We start from the raw sequence: 19,070 nt of genomic DNA, 5'->3' as shown, positions 1-19,070 counted from the left end.
TCAAGAGAGTCCAACAATGACAATCAGCTCTATTGACGAACAACAGCTGTCGAGTGGCCAGACCTGGGCCACGTTCTGCGATCACCTCAAGCGCTGCGGCGAGCAGATCCTGCGTCCCGAAGCACCTGCCGATGCGGCCACCCGCGCCGAAGGCTTCCGCTACCTCACACGCCTGCTGCGCATCGGCCTGGAGATGCACATCGAGTTTGCCGACCCGGCGTTTCCCAGTTTCTTCAAGACCTCCCACGAGACCGCGAAGATCGGTGCCGACAACCCGGACAATCTCTACGAGTACTCGCGCCTGGACGGCTCGCTGGACTATCGCATCACAGGCCAGCGCGGCAGTGTCGCCTACCTGAGCTTTGGCACCCAGAAAGGCGGTTATGAAACCGACGGCACCCTGATCCAGACCGGCTTCATCGATGCCAGCCAGTTACAACTCGATGACCAGGGCAACTTCGAAATCATCCTCAGCCGCGAACCGCAAGCGGGCAACTGGTTGAAAATGGAAGGCGCCACCAACGCCTTGATCGTCCGCCAGACGTTTCTGGACCGTCGCAGCGAAGTGCCGGCCAAGTTGAGCATTGAACGCATCGGCACCGATGCCAAGCCACTGGCCCTTGACCCGGCGACGTTCCAACAAGGCCTGGCGCGGGTATCGAGCTTCGTCGAGAACACCGCCCGGCTGTTCGCCGACTGGAGCCAAAGCTACCTGCCGCACAGCAATCAGTTGCCCCCGGCCAACCAGGTGCTCTGCCAATCGGTGGGCGGCGATCCAAATATTTTCTATTACCACTCGCACTGGGCGCTGGCCGAGGACGAGGCGTTGGTCATCCACATCGATAAGGTGCCGGACTGCGACTTCTGGAACCTGCAGATCAACAATTACTGGATGGAGTCGCTGGACTACCGCTACCACCGCATCTGCTTCAACAAGCACCAGGCCCGGTACGACGACAACGGCGGGGTGACGCTGGTGCTCAGTGAGCGGGACCCCGGAGTGAGCAACTGGCTGCAAACCGCCGGCGTCCGCCAGGGCACGTTCTGCCTGCGTTGGGTCGGCGCCCGGGAGCAATGCCACCCCACCACTCGCGTGGTAAACGTCGCTGCCGTCGCGGAGGTCGTATGAACGCGCCCAGCCGAATTGAAGATTTGACCGTCGACAAGCTGTTGGCCAGCGCAATCGCTCGCACCGACGGCCTGAGCCATTTTGGCGATGATAACTACCGGGCGTCCCTGCAGGCGCTGCTCGATGCCCTGGCCAGCGAGGCCGGGCTGTCGCAAACCGGCTTGCATCTGCTGGAAGAACGGTTGGTCGGGCAACTGGTCAACCGCCTGGTGATGGAAGACTACCTGAGCCGTTATCCGGAAATAACCCGGATAGAAATCGACGACCCGCTGGTCATCGTCGGCCTGCCGCGCACCGGCACCACCATGTTGCAGCGCACGCTGGCGGTCGACCCACGCTTCTACTGCGCCGCCTGGTGGGAAACCCGTTTTCCGGCACCGCTGGCTGGCGAAACCCTGGCCGCACCGGCCAAGCGCATCGCCCAGGCCAAGGCAGAGGTCGATCTGATGGCCGAGGTGATCCCGCAGATCCTCGCGATCCACCCGCTCGATGCCCTGCTCTGCGATGAAGAGTTCATGCTCATGGAGCATTCCTTCATGTGCGCCATGGACGCCTACGTGAATGTACCCAGCTACACCCGCTGGCTGGATCAGCAGGACCAGCGGCCGGTCTACACGCAACTGAAGAAGATGCTGCAGTTCCTGCAGTGGCAGAAACAGCAACGGGGTGAGACGGCGGCTCAACGCTGGCTGCTCAAGGCGCCACAACACCTGCACACCCTGGATCTGCTACTGGATGTCTTCCCCGGGGCGCAGGTGATCCTGACCCACCGTGAACCGGCCCAGACCATCCCGTCGATGGCCAGCATGGCCCACACCCTGTGGCAGATGTACAGCGACAACCCGGACCCGAAAGCCGCCGGTGAGCAGTGGAACCACCGCATGGCGCGCGGTATCCGCCACACCATGCAGGTGCGCGAGCAGCATGCGCCCGAGCGCTTTCTCGACATCCACTTCGCCGACACCGTGAAGCAGCCGCTGCTGGTGCTGGAAAAGGTCTACGCCTTCGCCAACCTGCCGTTCACCGATAAAGCCCGCACCGACGCGCAGGGCTGGCTGGCGCAAAACAGCCGGGAAAAACGTGCCAGCCACGACTACAGCCTGGAACGCTTTGGCCTGAACGAGGCGCAGATGACCCAGGACTACAGCGAATATCGCGCCCGTCACCTGGGCGTCAATCACTGAGCGTCAATCCTGAACAAGGGCTGGAGAAATCATGGAAAAAATCATGTTGACCTTGTGGAAGCCGGCGCGACTCGACGCCGGGCAATGGCGTGCGGTTTTGCTCGGGCTGCGCGACGCATTAGCCGCAGCCGGTGGAGAAAACATCCGCGTCATGCTGGTCGATGAGGCGGTTGCCAGTGCATCCGCGCAACGCATCACCAACAGCACAGCGCCCCTGGACGGGATGCTGTCGTTGTGGCTGGACAGTGCCTCGCAATGGCCCGCGATCAAGACCATCGTGGCGCCGTTGAGCAGCCGCCTGGAGGCGTATCTGGTGGTGGAATCCGAGCCCTACCCCGAGGAACGCCAGACCCGTGCCGCTCGGTACCGGGTGCCGCTCGGCGAGCGCACACCCGGCATGAACCAGGTGGCGCTGCTGCACAAGCCAGATCGGATGAGCTACGAGCATTGGTACGATACCTGGCGCAACGGGCACGGCCCTAATGCCTATCCACTGCAATCGATCTTCGGCTACCGACAGAATACCGTGGTACGGGCGCTTTCCTTCGGTGCGCCGGTGCTGCACGCCATCGTCGAAGAAAACTTCCCGCCCGAGGCCCTCGGCAATCCGCAAGGTTTTTTCGCCGCCCTGGGCGACCCGGAAAAATGCGTGCAGCGCCAGCAGGCCATGTACGAATCGACCAGCACATTCATCGACTTCGAGAAGATCGACTGCATCCTCACCAGCGAGTACCAGCTCAGTGCCTGAATGGCCCCAAGGAGGTTTCACATGTTGGACCTGCAAGCTATCGAGCTGATCAAACAGCTCAAGGCGCGTTATTTTCGCGCCATCGACACCGGCAATATCGAGATGCTCCAGGGCATGCTCACCGAGGACGTCGCCCTGTCGTTCAAGAGCCCTGCCTACGAGTTCCACGTCAACGGTCTGGGCGATGCGCTGGACTTCTACCGCACCTCATTCACCAAGACCCGCCTGGCCACCCACAACGGTCACACCCCGGAAATCGAAGTCGCTGGCGATCAGGCCACAGCCCTCTGGTACCTGAGCTACGTGTTCATCAACCTCGAGGACAACACCCACATGCACGGCAGCGCGATCTACCAGGATCGCTACATCAAGCGCGGCGAGCGCTGGATGATCGCCGAGACGGGCTACGAAACCCTGCTCGAGACTCTCCAGCCCTTGAGCGAACAGCTGCAGATCACCTCCAGACCCATCAACTGAATGCACGACAGGAGACCTTCATGGCCAGAGCAGAAAACATAGTGACCTCCCACACGGTGGAAATTAATGCCCCCGCCCGGGTGGTCTGGGAAGTGCTCATCGATCTGGACAACTACCACCAGTGGAACAGCTTCTGTCCGCACATTCGCTGCGGCCTGCAGATCGGCGACGAGGTGCATATGCAGGTGCTTTCCCCCGAGACCGGCGAAACCGTTCCGGTGTTCGAATACCTCGTGGCCTGCGACCCCGAGCAACTGTTGTCCTGGGAGCAGCGCCCCGTCCCGGAAAACATGGACGCCGCCCGCCGCGACCAGTACATCAAGGCCATCGATGCCAACCGCTGCAGCTATTTCACCACCGATATTTTCCTGGGCCTGAACCAGGACACGATCATGCGCGAGCACGGTGCCTGGGTAAAAACCGGCTTCGACCAGATGGCCCTGGACCTGAAACGACGTGCTGAAGCACTGCACGCCAGTCGCACCTGAACGACCCACTCCTTACCAGAACAATAAGAAGGTAATCACCATGTTGCTCAAAGATAAAGTCGTCATCATTTCCGGTATCGGTCCAGGCCTTGGCATCAAGCTGGCCGTGCGCGCCGCGGAGTATCAGGCCAAGGCCGTGGTGTTGGCTGCACGTACCCCGGCCAAGCTGGATCAGGCCGAGCAAGCGGTCCGCGACGCGGGCTACAGCACCCCTATCCTGAAAGTCCCCACCGACATTTCCCGGGTCGATCAGTGCCAGACGCTCGCGGACCTGACGATCGAGCACTTCGGCCAGATCGACGTACTGATCAATTCCGCCTACGCCCACGGCGCCTGGGGCAGTTCCTCCGAGTCGTCAATGGCCGACTGGCGCAATGCGATGGACGTCAACCTGTTCGGCACCATGCACATGACCCAGGCGGTGCTGCCGCAGATGAAGAAACAGAAGTCAGGCAGCATCGTCATGATCAACACCATGGCCACCCGCACCCCCAACCAGCTGGAGTCCGGTTATGCCGTCTCCAAAGGCGCGCTGAAAACCGCCGTGCAATACCTGGCCCAGGATCTCGGCCCGTTCGGCATCCGCGTCAACTCCACCTTCATGGGCTGGATGTGGGGCGCGCCCGTCATCGGTTACTTCGAGAGCGAAGCCAAGCGCCTGGGCGTCCCGATAGAGTCGCTGGTGGACCAGGTCGCGCAACAGATTCCACTGCGCAAGATTCCCGAAGACAGTGACTGCGCCATGGCCGCCCTGTACCTGGCCAGCGACTACGCCAAGGTCATTACCGGCGCGCAACTGGACGTCAACGGCGGCCACTACCTGCCCTGCTAAGCCCTTGAAGGCGACAAGCCTGCGTATCAGCTACAAACGGCTGCTGGAGATGATCGCATTACCCTGTAGGAGCGAGCTTGCTCGCGAAAAACCTGAGAGCACCGCGGGGTGTCAGGCTGCCCGCGTCACCGTTGACCTCCATCGCGAGCAAGCTCGCTCCTACAGGTAACGCGTTACCTATTGCTCCCGGGATTCCGTGAAGAACCAAAAAAAAGCCCCACCGAATACCGATGGGGCTTTTGTCATTGCAACGACCCGAAGCTTAACGCCCGATCGCCCGCGCCGCATCCGCGGTGTATTGGTCCGGGGTGAACTTGCCTTCGTTGAGGATCGGCCCCTTTTTCGCTTCGTTGGTCATGCCATAGCCGGTGTACTGGCCGGAGTTCAGGTCCATGAAGAACTGCGAACCGGCCTGCCAGCCGCTCATGTCGGGGTGGTAGTAGTAGTTGATCATGGCGTGCTTCCACAGTTGCCCACGGGCGTCGTAGTTGTCGGCCAGGACCGCGTTCCAGGTGTCTTCGTCGATGAACAGCACACGCTTGCCATAGACATGGCGATAACCTTCCTTCAAGTCGGCCTCCAGCACCCACACCCGGCGCAATTCATAACGCATGAGATCGGGGTTGGGATGGTTGGGGGTCAGCATGTCGGCGTGCTTGACGGTGCCGGCGTTGGGCTTGAAGGCGTTGGCCGGGGTGTAGATCTCGCGCTTGCCGATCAGCTTCCAGGTGAAACGCTCTGGAGAGCCGTTGAACAAGCGGTCTTCGTCGATGGTCATGGTGCCGTTGGTGCCGATCATCGGCTGATCGAAACCGTAGCCCGGCAGTTGCCGTACGCGCCGGGTCGATGGGCTGTAGGTCCAGGCCTGGCGGGCATCGGTGCCGAAGTTGTAGGGTTCATGGGAAATGCTGATGGTGCCGTTGTCGCGGGCCGGCTTGAGGGTCATGTTGTTGCTCATGGCCGCAATCTTGTCTTCGGTCCTGGAGTCGGCGCCCGGTGAGTTACCCAGTGCCAGGTTACGTGCGTAAGCTCGCCCCCAGCCAATGCTGCCGTTGGGCAGGACCGAGGCCAGGTCGGAGGTTTTTTCCTCGGTGTAGGCACGTGCCGGCAACTGGTGGTTCCACAGCAATTCCATGCCGTTCTTGGGGATCGGGAACGGCACCTGGCCGATCCCGGTGAAACCGGCACCGTCGTTGACCAGTTGGGCGTGCAGCGCATTGTCCATTACCCGGCGACAGACATAATCGGGGTAGCGAAAATCCCGATGGCCGGGGTAGATGTTCATCTTGTAGGTGGTCGGGTATTTCTTCAGCAGGGCTTTCTGCCCTTCGGTCAGGTGCGACTCGTACTGGCTCATGTTCTGCGCGGTGATCACCAGGATCGGCTTCTCCGCGGCATAGGGATCCACCGGCTGGTCGCCGGAGAATTTCACATGATTCCAGCCTGGCACTTCACCCAGGTATTTGCCGGTGTACGGCGGAATGGTGCCCTCGGCATTGCCGGCCTGCTCGGCGCCGACACAGGTCAGCTCCTTGCCCAGTTTGGCTGCTTCCTGGGGTGACACCGCGGCGTGCGCATAACCCATCAGCCCGCTATTGGCTGTGACTGCGACCGCGAGCATGAGACCTGTTCTTGTTATTTTCATGTGATGCCTCCTACGCTGATAAGGCTGTGTGGAATGGACCCATTGTTCGTGTTCTGCCGGCCCGGACATCGTCCGGAAAGACTAAGGCGGTGTTACGCGCCCAACTTTTCTTGCAGCTGTGCCTTGAGCACCTTGCCGGTGGCATTGCGGGGCAAGGGTTCGCGAACCCGAAAGACCTGCGCCGGCACTTTGTAAGCGGCCAGGCGCTCGGCGATGAATGCGCAGATCTGCGCCTCCTGGGGCAGTGTCGAGGCCTGGCCATGCACGGCCAGCCCTACCGTCTCGCCCAGCAGCGGGTCGGCAATGGCGAACGCCGCCGCCTCCAGGACTCCGGGCATATCGAGGACGCAGGTTTCGATTTCCGCGGCGGAAATCTTCTCGCCACCGCGGTTGATCAACTCCTTGACCCGGCCGGTGATGTGGAGGAATTGCTCTTGGTCGAGGTAACCGATATCGCCAGTGTCCAGCCAACCGTCGCGCAGGCTTTGCGCAGTGGCTTCGGGCAGGTTCCAGTAGGCGCTCATCAAGGTTGGGGAACGCAACCAGATCACCCCGCGAGTACCCGCCACCTGTGGCTGGTCAGGGCTGTCACCGATACGAATATCGACGATCGGCAGCGCCCAACCTGCCGTCTGCGGCTTGTACACGAACGGGTCGCCGCCGATAGCCGCGCCGATGCCATTGCTTTCGGTCAGGCCGTAGCCGGCACCGCCGATGACGTCGGGCTTGAGCTTGAGCATGTTGTCCAGCACCCCGGCGGACGACGCTGCACCGCCCAGACCAAGACCGAACAGGCTGGCGGTGTGCTCGCTGCCAAAGCGTGGCGACGCAAGCAGTTGCTGCATCATCACCGGCGCCCCGTTGAACTGGGTACAGCGCTCATCGCGAATGAGGTCGATGGCACGTTCGACATCCCACTTGTACATCAGCATCAAGCGCCGACCGCCGCGCAGTGCCGACAGGAATTGCGCATGCAAGCCGCTGACATGGAACAGCGGCACGGCCGCCAGCGTGGTGGGTGGATAGCCGCTGTTGATCACCACGCCGATACGCTCGGGCGAGCTCATGGCGCAAAACGCGCCCTGGAAATCCAGGGCAAACAGCGCCTGGCAAATGGCCCGGTGACTGGACACGGCGCCCTTGGCGCGGCTGGTGGTGCCCGAGGTGTAGAGGATCAGTGCCGGCGCCTCAGGATCGATTTCCAGCGTGGGCACAGGTTGTGCCGGGGCGCTGATCAAGTCCTCGAAACGCAGGCAATTTTCGGGCAAGCTTGCTTCCCCGGCCCCGACGACGATCGTGGCGCGCTGCTCGCGGGCCAGGTCTTCGCGCAGGGTATCGAGGCGCGCTTGGTCGCATAGCAGCAGGCGCGAACCGCTGTCCTGCAACGCGTATTGCAACTCGTCGCGCAGGCCCCAACTGTTGAGCGGCACACACACCGCGCCACAGCGCACGATCGCGGCGAAGGCCACCAGCCAAGCCGGCTGGTTGCGCATGGCAATCGCCACCCGCTCGCCCGGTTGCAGGGCAAAACGGGCGACCATCTGCCCGGCCAGGCGGTCGACCTGATCGAAAAACTGGTTGAAGGTCAGGCGCTGCGATTGCCAGACCAGGAACTCCCGGTCACCGTGAACCCGACCGGCGTCGAACACCTGCAGCAAGTCGTGCGCGGCGTGACGAAAGTAACGTGGAGCGCCGTCATCGGGCGTCACCACTTCGAACGGCGCACCGGGGGCGATCAGTTCGCGCCATGCGGTTTGCCAGCGTTCAATGCTCATGTTTGTTTTCTCCAGAACGGGCGAAAGACCTGTGGGGGCGACCAGCACATTCAATATCTTCATGGCCTGACACTCCGCCTTCGCGGGCAAGCCCGCTCCCACAGGGGTGTTGCGTCGTACTCAAGTGCCGGGTACCCCTGCGACTCCATGTGGGAGCGGCACATTCAACATCCTCGTTGCTTGACACCCGCCTTCGCGGGCAAGCCCGCTCCCACAGGGTGGTGCGTCGTGCTCACATGCTGGGTACACCAGCAATTCTTGTGGGAGCGGGCTTGCTCGCGAAGAGGCCGGTACATTCAACATCCTCTTTGCCTGACACTCCGCCATCGCGAGCAAGCCCGCTCCCACAGGGAGGGGGTTACGCGTTAGAGGCGTAGCGTTCGCAATGGAAATCCCGATCGCCCAGGCTGCTCTGCGCCACGCGCACGCGCTTGAGATACAGGCCGACATCCAGTTCGTCGGTGACGCCAATGCCGCCGTGCATCTGCACCGCTTCGTTGGCGACCTTGATCGCCGTGTCGCCGGCCTTCCATTTCGCCAGGCTGACCAGTCGGGCGCGTGCCCCGGCGTCGAGGCTGGCGTCGTCCAGGGTCGCCAGCGCGGCCATCAGGGCGCTGCGGCTCAGCGCCAGGTCGACATAAAGTTGCGCGGCGCGGTGTTGCAGGACCTGGAAGGTGCCAATCGGCGTGTCGAATTGCACGCGGGTCTTGAGGTACTCCAGCGTGGTTTCGAACAGTTGCTCGGCCATACCCAACAGCTCTGCAGCCAGGCAGGTGCGACCACGGTCCAGCGCGGTTTCCAGCGCGGCCCAGCCTTCGCCCAAGGTCCCCAATAGCGCATCGCTGCCCAGTTGCACGCCGTCCAGTTGCAGGCGTGCGCTGTTGCGCGAATCGATCAGCGCCAGGGCGCTGACGGTCAAACCCTTCGCATCGGCCGGCACCAGGAACAGGCTGATGCCCTGGGTCTCACCCGACTGCCCGGACGTGCGCGCCGCCACCACATAGGCGTCGGCACCGAGGCCATCGACCACCCAGAACTTTTCTCCGTGCAGGCGATAGCCCTGCCCTTCGGCCTTGGCCTCGAGGGCAATACGACGCGGGTCGTGGCGCGACTGTTCGTCCACGGCCAGGGCCAGGCGCTGTTCGCCACCGATCAGCGCCGGTAACCACTGCGCCTGCTGCGCCGAATTGCCTGCAACTTGCACCAGCGAACCACCCAGTACCACGCTGGACAACAGCGGTGTGGCCGACAGGTTGCGGCCCATGGATTCGAAGATCGGCCCGAGGCCCTTGCAACCAAAATCCAGGCCACCGAACGTTTCGGGAAAGGCGATCGCGCTCCAGCCCAACCCCACCGCGTCACGCCACAGTTGCGGGTCGAAACCCAAGGCCACCGCCTCGTCACGCAGTCGACGCTGGGCACTCACCGGACTGCGGGCGGCGAGAAAATCCCGGGCGCTGTCGGCCAGCAGGCGCTGGTCATCGTTGTAACGCAGGCTCATGGGGTGACTCCTTTTTTAGCGTCGGGCAAGCCCAGCACGCGCTTGGCGATGACGTTCAACTGGACCTCCGAGGACCCGCCGGAAATGGTCAGCGCATAGCTGTTCAACCAGGAGCGGGTCACCGCCAGTTGCTGCTCGCTGAACGCCGCACTGTCCCAACCGAACGCGTGCCCGGCCATGGCATCGAGCAGCACTTCGAACTTGTCGCGCTCCTGTTCGGTGTGCACCAGCTTCATGATCGACATCAGGCCGCCGATGTCATCGCCGGCCCGCGCCTCTTCACCCATGCGCTGCACGGTCAGATTGTAGGTATGCTCGTTCATCGCACAGGCCGTGGCCCGCGCCTGCAGTGCGTGTTCGCTCTGAGTCCGTGGCGCCGGCACGTACTCGCGCATCAGCGCCAGCAGGTCGAAGTGCGACGGCAGGCTGAACTCGCCGAATTTCGACATGGCCTTGCGTTCGTGCTGCAACAGGTACTTGGCCAGGTTCCAGCCGCCGTTCAACGGCCCGATCAACTGGCTCTTGGGCACCTTCACGGCGTCGAAGAACACCTGGCAGAACGCCGACTTGCCACTGATCAGATCGATCGGCTGCGGCTTCACGCCGGGACTGCGCATGTCCAGCACGATCAGGCTGATGCCCTCGTGTTTCGGCGCGCTGAAGTCGGTGCGTACCAGGGCGTACATCCAGTCGGACTTGTCGCCGTAGGAGGTCCAGATCTTGCTGCCGTCCACCACGAAATGGTCACCGGCATCGCGGGCGGCCATTTTCAGGCTGGCCAGGTCGGAGCCGGCGTTCGGCTCGGAGAAGCCCTGGCACCAGCGCACTTCACCGCGGGCAATCGGCGGCAGAAGATCGCGCTTCTGTTGCTCGCTGCCGTAAGCCAGCAGCACCGGACCGAGCATCCAGATGCCCAGGTTGATCTGCGGCGGTCGGCACTTGAGGCGGCGCATCTCGCTTTCCAGCACCGCCAGTTGTTCGTCACTCAGGCCGGCGCCGCCGTATTCCTCGGGCCACTCAGGGCAGAACCAGCGCTTGTCGCGCATGCGTTCAAACCAAAGGCGTGCGTCTTCACAGGGAAACTGCGGGTTCTGGCTGCCCCACACCACATCGCCTTCAGCCATGCCGGTGCGCATCGACGGCGGGCAGTTGGCCTCCAGCCAGGCACGAGTGTCCTGGCGAAATTGCTCGATAGTGCTCATGAAAGTCCCCTTCGACCCGCCCCGGATCCGGGGCGAGTGCGGTTCTTGTTGTTGATGGACGAGCGTCAGCGTTGGGTGCGCGGCATACCGAGGCCAAACTGGGCGATCAGTTCGCGCTGGATTTCATTGGTGCCGCCGCCAAAGGTCAGAGTCGTTGCAGAGCGCAATTCATACTCCAGGTCACCTTCCAACAGCGTCGCCGCCGAACCGCTGCGCATCGAGCCATTGGCACCGACGATCGCCGCCAGCTTGCGCAGGATCTCGATGGCCGACTCCGAGCCGAACACCTTGGTGGTCGAACTCAGCGCGACGCTCATGCGGTCGAGCTCAAGGTCGGCGGCAATGCGCATGTTGATCAGGCGCATCGCCTCCAGGCGCGCATAACACTCGGCCAGCGAGCTGCGCACCCAGGCCTTGTCCATCGCCCGACGGCCCTGTTCATCGCGAGCCCGCGCCCACAGGTAAACCCGGCGAAACAGCGCCACCACCTTGTCCGACCAGGTACCGAGGCCCAGGCGTTCGTGGTTTAACTGCGAGGTGATGAGTTTCCAGCCACCGTGCAACTCGCCCACCAGCATGTCGTTGGGCACCCGCACGTTGTCGTAGTAAGTGGCCGCCGTCGGATTGCCCACGGTGTGAATCAGGGTGTGGGAGAAACCCGGCGTCGTGGTATCGACGATCAGCAGCGAGATGCCTTTGTGCCGCGCCTGGGTCGGATCGGTACGGGCCGCCAGCCAGACGAAATCGGCCGATTCGGCTCCCGAGGTCCACAGCTTGTTGCCATTGACCACGAAGCCTTCTTCGTCCTGGCGCGCACTGGTTTTCAGCACGGCCAGATCGCTGCCGGCGTCGGGTTCGGAGTAACCGATGGCGAACATGATTTCGCCCGCGGCGATCCCGGGCAGGAAGCGCTCTTTCTGCAGCTCACTGCCATGGGCCATCAAGGCCGGGCCCACGGTGCTGATGGTCACGAACGGCAGCGGCGCGCCGGCGATGTTGGCTTCTTCGAAGAAGATCAACTGTTCGGTGGCGGCATAGCCCTGGCCGCCGTGGGCCTTGGGCCAGCCGACCGCGAGCCAGCCGTCGCGGCCCATCTGGCGGATGGTCTGGCGATACAGCTCGCCGCCTTCCTTGCCGCGCAGCTGCTCGCGCATGTCCTTGGTCATCAGGGCCTGGAAATAGTCCCGCACCTTGTGGCGCAGGGCATGTTGTTCGGGAGTGAGGTCGACGAACATCTGCTGCTCCTTAGGCTGCGCCGAGAATCAGGCCGCTGGTGGGTACGCCGGTGCCGGCGGTGACCAGCACGTTCTGCACATCTGCCACCTGGTTGACCGCCGTGCCACGCACCTGGCGCACCGCTTCGGCGATGCCGTTCATGCCGTGGATGTAGGCCTCGCCCAGTTGCCCGCCGTGGGTGTTGATCGGCAGTTTGCCGCCACGGGCGTGGTGCCCGGCGCGGATGAACTCCTTGGCTTCGCCGCGTTTGACGAAGCCGAACTCTTCCAGCTGCGGCAGCACGAACGGGGTGAAGTGGTCGTAGATGATCGCGGTCTGGAAAGATTCGGGACCTAGGCCCGACTGGCGATACAGCTCGCGGGCGACCACGCCCATTTCCGGCAGCCCGGTAATGTCGTCGCGGTAGAACGAAGTCATGCTCTGCTGGCCGTGGCTGATGCCCTGGGAACCGGCCTTGATGGTCACCGGTTTCTGCCGCAGGTCACGGGCGCGCTCGGCCGAGGTGATGACCATCGCTACCGCGCCATCGGACTCCTGGCAGCAATCGAGCAGGTGCAGCGGTTCGCAGATCCAGCGCGAGGCCTGGTGTTCTTCCAGGGTGATCGGCTTGCCGTGGAAAAACGCCTGGGGGTTGGTCGCGGCGAAATCCCGCGCGGCCACCGCGATCCGGCCGAAGTCTTCGCTGGTGGCGCCATAGGTGTGCATGTAGCGCTGGGCGAACATGCCGACCCAGGCGGCCGGCGTATGGAAGCCGTGGGGCATGTACCAGCCATAGTTGACGTTGTCGAAGATCGGCGAAGCCGCGAAGCCGTAGTTGCCGGTGCCGAAGCGGTACCAGGAACGCTCGTTCATGGCCCGGTACACCACCACTACTTTCGCCACGCCGGTGGCCACCGCCATCGCCGCGTGCATCACCGGCCCGCAGGCCGCGCCGCCGCCATGGGGCACCTGGGAGAAGAACTTGACGTCCTTGCAGCCGAGCAGGCGGGCAATTTCGTACTCCGGGACCTTGTCCACCGAGTAGGAGCTGAAGCCCTCTACTTCGGAGGGGTCGATGCCGGCATCCTTGAGCGCACTCAAGGTGGCCTCCATGGCCAGGCGCAATTCGGTGCGTCCGGAGTTCTTGGAAAATTCGGTCGCGCCGAGGCCAACGATCGCGGCGCGCCCGGAAATCGATGAATCAGTCATCTGTGTCTCTCCGGCTGTCAGGGCAGGATCAGCGCGACCGTGCCGGTCACGTGGTTGCCCATGGAATTTTTGCCGCTCAAGGTGATTTCCACCGAGCGGGTTTCGGCGTCGAGTGCGCTGACGCTGCCGTTGAAGGTCATGCAGTCGCCGGGATAATTCGGCGCGCCGAGCTTGATTTTCAGCGCGGTGAACTGCGCCAGTGGCCCGGCCCACTGCTCGATGAACCGCTGCACCAGCCCGTTGGTGGTGAGGATGTTCATGAACACGTGGGGCGAACCCAGGGCACGGGCCGCCTCGGCGTCGTGGTGACCGGGGAAGTAATCACGGGTGGCAATCGCGCCGCCGTTGATCAGGGTCACCGTGATCGGCACCGCAAGCTCCGGCAGTGCTTCGCCGGGGCGCACGTCTTCAAAGCGCTTGGTGTTCTTCGAGGTCATATTTCCATCCCAGCTTGTCGTTATCGTTGAGCCAGTCGCCCAGGCGTTCCAGGCTTGCCGCCGAGCCACCCAAGGCAAGGGACAGGCCGCGACTCCAGTAGAGAAAACGGTGGATCGGGTACGTCAGGTCGACGCCGATGCCGCCATGCACGTGTTGTGCGATATGGCCGATGCGGTGCCCCGCTTCACAGGCCAGCCAGGCCGTGGCCAGTGCCTCGCTGGGTGCCGTCAAGCCGGCATCGATGCGGTAGGCCAGTTGCCACAGCGTGGTGCGCAAGGCTTCGACGGCGATATGGGTGTCGGCCATGCTCATCTGCACCGCCTGGAAGCTGCCGATGACGCGCTCGAACTGCCGGCGCTCGCTGACATAGGCCACGGTGCGGCGGATCTGCTCTTCGCTGACCCCCAGTTGCAGGGCCGCCAATGCCGCTGTGCAACGCTGCTCCAGCCAGGCGACGGCCTCGGCCGGCAGTAGCGCGGTGGCGTTCACGGTCAAGCCTTCGATGTGCAGGTCCGTGGCGGCTTCGCCATGGGTCAGCACTGCCGACACCCGCCGAATTTCAGGCGCCGCCAAGTCGAGCAGGAGCAAGCGCGGCTGCCCTTCGGCCTGTACCAGCACCAGTGCGGCACTGGCCTGGTCACCCAGGGACAAGGCCGCGACCCGGCCACTGATCGACCAGCCCCCGGTGTTCGTCTGCGCCTGCAACTCAATGCCCCGAGCACTGCTCAAGCCATCCAAAGAAAGGCTTAGCAATGCCTCGCCGGAAGCCGCTTTGGCCACCCACCCGGCACTGTCGCCGGCGTCGAAACGGGCCAGGGTCGCGGCCGCCAATTGATGACGCCACAACGGCACCTGGGCCAGGGCCTTGCCTTGGGCCTGCAGCACCAGCATCAGTTCGGTCATGCCCAGGCCGCTGCCACCGTGCTCTTCGGGAATCGCCAGGGCGTGCAGCCCGGTCTCGATGCACAACGCCCACAGAGGCGCCATCATCGATTCGCCGCTGGTGTCCCACTGGCGCATGTACTCGTCATGGCAATGGTCGACAAACAGGCCGTCGGCCATCTGCGCAATGGCGCGCTGGTCTTCGCTCAATTCGAAATCCATGGGTGGCTCCTATGCCTCTACCGGCCGGAACATCGGCAGGGTCTGTTGGTCATCGAAGGTCTGGAACTCGACCTGCAGGCGCTGGCCGATCTGCAATTGCTCACGCTCGATACCCACCAGCCCGGCGATCAGGCGCACGCCCTCCGCAAGCTCGATCAGGCCGATCGGGTTGGGGTAATCGAACGGCGGCACTTCGGGGTAGTGCATCACCACGAACGAATACAAGGTGGCGCGGCCGCTGGCCTCAAGGGTGTCCCAGTCGAAGCTGTGGCACTCGATGCACACGGGCGCCGGTGGATGGCGCAGGGTCTGGCAGGCGGTGCAACGCTGGATCAGCAGCTGACCCTTGGCGCAGCCTTCCCAGAAGAACCGGGTGTCGTCGCTGATGCCTGGCAGCGGGCGCTTGGTCTTGACCGGCGCCGCTTCAACCTTGGCCGGTGCCTGGGCATTGGCCGCGCGGAACTTGAACACGCGAAACAGCAACTGACCCACCGGCTCGTCGCCGCCGGCTTTTTCGACGAAGTGGCTCATCACCAGGGTGACGAAAAAGCCGGTGCCCAGGGCGGTGGTTTTCTCATCGCCCACCGAATCCAGGCGCGTGGTGTAGTAGAGCTTTTCACCCAAACGCAGCGGGCGGGTGAAGCTCAGTTCGGAGTTCACCGCCACGGTGGAGGCATAGCCGTAGGCTTCCATTTCCTTGAGCACCTCGTACGGGTTCTCGTCGGTGGAGCCAGGCGGATAGTTGTTGGCGTGCAGGCCTTCCATGGTCCACACCTGCAGCATCGCAGGCGGCGCGATCAGGCCCTCGTGCCGGGTGCCCAGGGCAAATTCCGCGTCGGTGTACAGCGGGTTGTCCACGCCCATGACTTCGCACCACTGGCGAATCATCGGGGCATTGACCTCGTCCCAGGCGTACACGCGGCCGTACTCGCGCCCCACCAGGGCGCGCACATTGGATAGCAATTGTGGATCAGCCAAAGTCGTCTCCTTCACATTGAAGGCGGCCACCGAACCCGGTCGCCGCAATAGGTCGATCAGGTGGGCAGCACCTGCGCGGCGCCGAGAAATGCCGGGCGTTCACCACCGCCATGCAGCAACAGGTTGCAACCGCTGGCGTAACCGGCCAGCGGCGATGCGATATAGAGGCAGGCGTTGGCGATGTCTTCGGCCACCGCCATGCGGCCGGCCGGAATGCCCGCAGCGACGGCGGCGATACCGGCCTCGGAGCCGTAGTGCAGGTGCGCCTGATCGGTCAGCACCAGTCCCGGACTGACCGTGACCACCCGCACCTTGGGCCCCCACTCCACCGCCAGCGATTGCACCAGCGCCAGCACCCCGGCCTTGGCCGCGCCGTAAGCGGCGGTACCCGGCGATGAGCGCAGCGCACTGATGCTGCCAATGAAGACGATGCAACCGCCCTGGGTCTGTGCCTGCATCAGCCGGTTGGCGTGCTGGGCGACGTTGAGCGGCGCGATCAGGTTCAGGCCGATGATGCTTTCGTGGAACCTCGGCGAAGCTGTGGCCGCGTCGGTGGCAGGGCTGCCGCCGGCGTTGTTGATCACCACGTCGAGGCGGCCGAAGTCGCGCTCGATGGTGGCGAACAGGCGTTGCAGGGAATCGTGGTCGCGCACATCGGTGGCAATGAAGGTCGCGCGCTTGCCACCCACTGTCGGCACCTGTTCAGGTTCGCGCCGGGCACAGACGATCACCCGTGCGTTCGCGGCCAGAAATCCAAGCGCGATACCGGCGCCGATGCCCTTGGTGCCACCGGTGATCAGCACCACCTTGCCGCTGTAATCAAGACCCGAATGCAGCTCCATCATGTGCTCCTTTTCTACTGACAAGAGCCACTCTAGGGACGAACCGCGGGCCAAACTACGTCTGAACGGACGATGAAAATTCAACGCCGTGAACAGGACACTGGCGCCTTTCACACCTTGCCTGGTCTTCGAAGATGCCCATGTCCGACTCCTGCGCTGCACCGGTCCTGCTCGAACGCCCACTGCCCGGCGTGGCTCTGCTGCGGCTCAATCGCCCGCAGGCGACCAACGCCTTGAGCCTGGAATTACAGGCGCTGCTGTCGCGCTATTTCAGTGAGCTGGCGCTTGATCCCGAAGTGCGCTGCATCGTGCTGACGGGCGGCGACAAGGTGTTTGCCGCCGGTGGCGACATCAACAGCATGGCCGGGGTCGGCGCCATCGATATCTACAAGCGCCACACCGAACGGGTCTGGGGCCCGATCCAGCACTGTCCGAAACCAGTGATCGCGGCCGTCTGTGGCTACGCCTACGGCGGCGGTTGCGAACTGGCAATGCACGCCGACCTGATCGTCGCCGGGCGCAGCGCGCGCTTCTGCCAACCGGAAATCCGCATCGGCATCATGCCCGGCATCGGCGGCACCCAACGGCTGGTGCGGGCGGTGGGCAAGGTCAAGGCGATGCGCATGGCGCTCACCGGGCAACCGATCAGCGCCGAGGAGGCCTGGGTCGCCGGCTTGGTCAGCGACCTGGTGGACGACGACCAGGTCCAGGCCCACGCCCTGGAGCTGGCACGCGTCATCGCCGCGATGCCGGCCCTGGCCGCCGAGCAGATCAAGGAAGTGATCCTGGCCGGCATGGACGCCCCGCTGGAAGCCGGCCTGGCTTTGGAGCGCAAGGCCAATGCATTGCTGTTCGCGTCACGGGATCAGAAGGAAGGTATGCAGGCGTTTATCGAAAAGCGTCCGGCGCAGTTTGAGGGGTTTTAGCAAAAAACCTGTGGGAGCGAGCCTGCTCGCGATAGGGCCAGCCATTCAACTTCTCTGCTGACTGACCCGCCGCCATCGCGAGCAGGCTCGCTCCCACAGGGGTTTCTGCAGGTTTTGCGTTCCCCTGCAGGAGCTAGCGCAGGCTGCGATCTTTTGATCTTCTAGACAGCCCGATCAATCCGATCCAGCGCCCGATTCACCGCCAGTTCCCCCAGCATGATGACCTGGGCAATCCCCAGCAGGGAATTGCGACTGGTCCCTGCCATATGATCCGCCAGATCCAGCGTCATGACATTGGCCGAAGCCAGCGACTCACAGGCGTGGGCCAGCAAGGTTTCGGTATCGAGCTCCGGGTTGACGATGAACATGGTGCAAAGCTTGCGCGGAGTGGCCTGGATATCGGCGGCTGAGGGGATGCGTTCGGAGGGTGTTACCGGATCGGTGTCCGGCGGGTTTGGGGTCGGCTTGATCATATGCTGTGTTCTCTAGTTGAGTGCCGCCCTTCTGCTACTAAACGAAAAGGGAGGCAACTGTACGCAGGTTAGTAGACCGGGGAACTCAGCTAAGCCGGCGCGCCCGAAAGCGCCCTACGTACAGCCACCATCAAAATACAGGTATGGAAATACCTGTCAGACGGATGCACGTGCAGCCAAATTACCGCGGGCTACTAAACCCGATCACTGACCATCAGTGACGCGAACCAAGTTACCGAGCAGCTCCAAGGCGCACAAGCCGGCGGATTCTGGCGTAACCGTAGGCAACGGCGCAAGGCGCTGTGGCTTTCGGGAAGTAACCCGGGTAGCTTTTAAACACGTTGCACATTGCTCGCAAAAGCGCTGCCAATAGAGGCAGGACAACCCTCGCGCCAAACGCTTGAATGCCGTGGGATACCGCCGCGCCCCTCCCTTCCTCAAACCCGCAAAAAAATCCTACAGATCCGGCGCACCGGCATCTCGGACGCATCCTACGCGCGCATCAGAAGCATCCGATTCCAACCTTTGTCAGATTCTCGAAAGCTGTCGGGTGCTTGAACGAGGGTGGAAAACCAAGCCTCCCCGTATGCCCAGCCAGCCCAGGGAGGACTGATTTTGTCCAACACACCGCGCATTTTCTTCAACCAAACTCGCCACAAATTTGCCATCCGCTGGTTCGACGCCGTCTTCGACGTCCTGGCCTTCGAGGGCGAAGAACACCTCAGCCAGCCCTTCAGCTACCGCATCGAATTCACCTGCACCGAGCAGGACCTCAGCGCCGAGCAGATGCTCAACAAGGACGCCTGTTTCAGCCTGTACCCCTCGCCGCCAAAGCCACCTTACCCAGGCTTTCCAGCGCCCGAGTACAAGCCGTTGCGCAGCCTGTACGGCATGGTCAACAACT

The 19,070-nt window shown here is 63.1% G+C and carries 18 protein-coding genes and 1 pseudogene; 8 read left to right on the top strand and 11 right to left on the bottom strand.

Features of this window, described 5'->3' with window-relative positions; translation table 11 throughout:
- The first annotated feature begins 16 nt into the window (after positions 1–16).
- The 6 genes from SOP85_RS19025 to SOP85_RS19000 are packed head-to-tail and all read left to right on the top strand — an operon-like array spanning position 17 to position 4,858.
- Positions 17–1,129, top strand: coding sequence for a DUF1214 domain-containing protein (locus SOP85_RS19025; protein WP_323627856.1), 1,113 nt, complete (start codon positions 17–19; stop codon positions 1,127–1,129).
- Positions 1,126–2,313 carry a sulfotransferase family protein gene (locus tag SOP85_RS19020; protein WP_323607344.1) on the top strand — a complete coding sequence of 396 codons (1,188 nt, stop codon included), beginning with the start codon at positions 1,126–1,128 and terminating at the stop codon, positions 2,311–2,313. The genes SOP85_RS19025 and SOP85_RS19020 overlap by 4 nt, the downstream gene beginning before the upstream one ends.
- A 31-nt stretch (positions 2,314–2,344) precedes the next feature.
- The gene (locus SOP85_RS19015) at positions 2,345–3,061 is read left to right on the top strand and encodes a hypothetical protein (protein ID WP_323627855.1); all 717 of its coding nucleotides are present in this window, start codon (positions 2,345–2,347) and stop codon (positions 3,059–3,061) included.
- Between the two features lie 21 nt (positions 3,062–3,082).
- The gene (locus SOP85_RS19010) at positions 3,083–3,538 is read left to right on the top strand and encodes a nuclear transport factor 2 family protein (RefSeq protein WP_323627854.1); all 456 of its coding nucleotides are present in this window, start codon (positions 3,083–3,085) and stop codon (positions 3,536–3,538) included.
- A 20-nt stretch (positions 3,539–3,558) separates the two neighbouring features.
- Positions 3,559–4,026, top strand: a complete 468-nt coding sequence (locus tag SOP85_RS19005) for an SRPBCC domain-containing protein (RefSeq protein WP_274074655.1) — start codon at positions 3,559–3,561, stop codon at positions 4,024–4,026.
- 40 nt (positions 4,027–4,066) lie between these two features.
- Entirely contained in the window at positions 4,067–4,858 is a 792-nt protein-coding gene (locus tag SOP85_RS19000; RefSeq protein WP_323627853.1) for an SDR family oxidoreductase, read from the top strand.
- Between the two features lie 262 nt (positions 4,859–5,120).
- Here SOP85_RS19000 and SOP85_RS18995 read toward each other — a convergent pair whose 3' ends face one another.
- The 10 genes from SOP85_RS18995 to SOP85_RS18950 form a co-directional block, all read right to left on the bottom strand.
- Positions 5,121–6,479: a DUF1329 domain-containing protein gene (locus SOP85_RS18995; RefSeq protein ID WP_323627852.1), complete on the bottom strand. Its 1,359-nt coding sequence runs from the start codon at positions 6,477–6,479 to the stop codon at positions 5,121–5,123.
- A 116-nt stretch (positions 6,480–6,595) separates the two neighbouring features.
- Positions 6,596–8,278 (bottom strand): class I adenylate-forming enzyme family protein, encoded by a 1,683-nt coding sequence (locus tag SOP85_RS18990; protein WP_274074652.1) that lies wholly within the window; start codon positions 8,276–8,278, stop codon positions 6,596–6,598.
- Positions 8,279–8,636: 358 nt separating this feature from the next.
- Positions 8,637–9,779 (bottom strand): acyl-CoA dehydrogenase family protein, encoded by a 1,143-nt coding sequence (locus SOP85_RS18985; protein WP_274074651.1) that lies wholly within the window; start codon positions 9,777–9,779, stop codon positions 8,637–8,639.
- Positions 9,776–10,981, bottom strand: a complete 1,206-nt coding sequence (locus tag SOP85_RS18980; protein ID WP_323627850.1) for an acyl-CoA dehydrogenase family protein — start codon at positions 10,979–10,981, stop codon at positions 9,776–9,778. Before SOP85_RS18980 ends, SOP85_RS18985 begins: the two co-directional genes overlap by 4 nt.
- Positions 10,982–11,046: 65 nt before the next feature.
- Positions 11,047–12,216 carry an acyl-CoA dehydrogenase family protein gene (locus SOP85_RS18975; RefSeq protein ID WP_323627848.1) on the bottom strand — a complete coding sequence of 390 codons (1,170 nt, stop codon included), beginning with the start codon at positions 12,214–12,216 and terminating at the stop codon, positions 11,047–11,049.
- 10 nt (positions 12,217–12,226) lie between these two features.
- Positions 12,227–13,405: a lipid-transfer protein gene (locus SOP85_RS18970; RefSeq protein ID WP_274074649.1), complete on the bottom strand. Its 1,179-nt coding sequence runs from the start codon at positions 13,403–13,405 to the stop codon at positions 12,227–12,229.
- 17 nt (positions 13,406–13,422) lie between these two features.
- A complete protein-coding gene (locus SOP85_RS18965) occupies positions 13,423–13,842 on the bottom strand; it encodes a MaoC family dehydratase (RefSeq protein WP_274074648.1) in 420 nt (139 codons plus the stop codon).
- Positions 13,814–14,947, bottom strand: coding sequence for an acyl-CoA dehydrogenase family protein (locus tag SOP85_RS18960; RefSeq protein WP_323607343.1), 1,134 nt, complete (start codon positions 14,945–14,947; stop codon positions 13,814–13,816). Before SOP85_RS18960 ends, SOP85_RS18965 begins: the two co-directional genes overlap by 29 nt.
- A 9-nt stretch (positions 14,948–14,956) precedes the next feature.
- Positions 14,957–15,925 (bottom strand): bifunctional MaoC family dehydratase N-terminal/OB-fold nucleic acid binding domain-containing protein, encoded by a 969-nt coding sequence (locus SOP85_RS18955; RefSeq protein ID WP_323627847.1) that lies wholly within the window; start codon positions 15,923–15,925, stop codon positions 14,957–14,959.
- Positions 15,926–15,981: 56 nt separating this feature from the next.
- Positions 15,982–16,767, bottom strand: a complete 786-nt coding sequence (locus tag SOP85_RS18950) for an SDR family oxidoreductase (RefSeq protein WP_046817037.1) — start codon at positions 16,765–16,767, stop codon at positions 15,982–15,984.
- Between the two features lie 140 nt (positions 16,768–16,907).
- Here SOP85_RS18950 and SOP85_RS18945 point away from each other — a divergent pair, with 140 nt between their 5' ends.
- Positions 16,908–17,693 (top strand): enoyl-CoA hydratase, encoded by a 786-nt coding sequence (locus SOP85_RS18945; protein WP_274074645.1) that lies wholly within the window; start codon positions 16,908–16,910, stop codon positions 17,691–17,693.
- Positions 17,694–17,854: 161 nt separating this feature from the next.
- On the opposite strand, the gene SOP85_RS18940 is transcribed toward SOP85_RS18945, so the two are convergent.
- Complete coding sequence (locus tag SOP85_RS18940) at positions 17,855–18,166, bottom strand: DUF6124 family protein (protein ID WP_323627846.1); 312 nt, start codon at positions 18,164–18,166, stop codon at positions 17,855–17,857.
- A 615-nt stretch (positions 18,167–18,781) separates the two neighbouring features.
- Here SOP85_RS18940 and SOP85_RS18935 point away from each other — a divergent pair.
- A pseudogene (locus SOP85_RS18935) lies at positions 18,782–19,070 on the top strand (type VI secretion system tip protein VgrG); the annotation flags it as partial.

Origin of the sequence: Pseudomonas sp. YuFO20 (genome assembly GCF_035064975.1) — a bacterium.
GTDB lineage: Bacteria > Pseudomonadota > Gammaproteobacteria > Pseudomonadales > Pseudomonadaceae > Aquipseudomonas > Aquipseudomonas putida_AE.
This window is presented reverse-complemented; position numbering and strand designations above follow the sequence as displayed.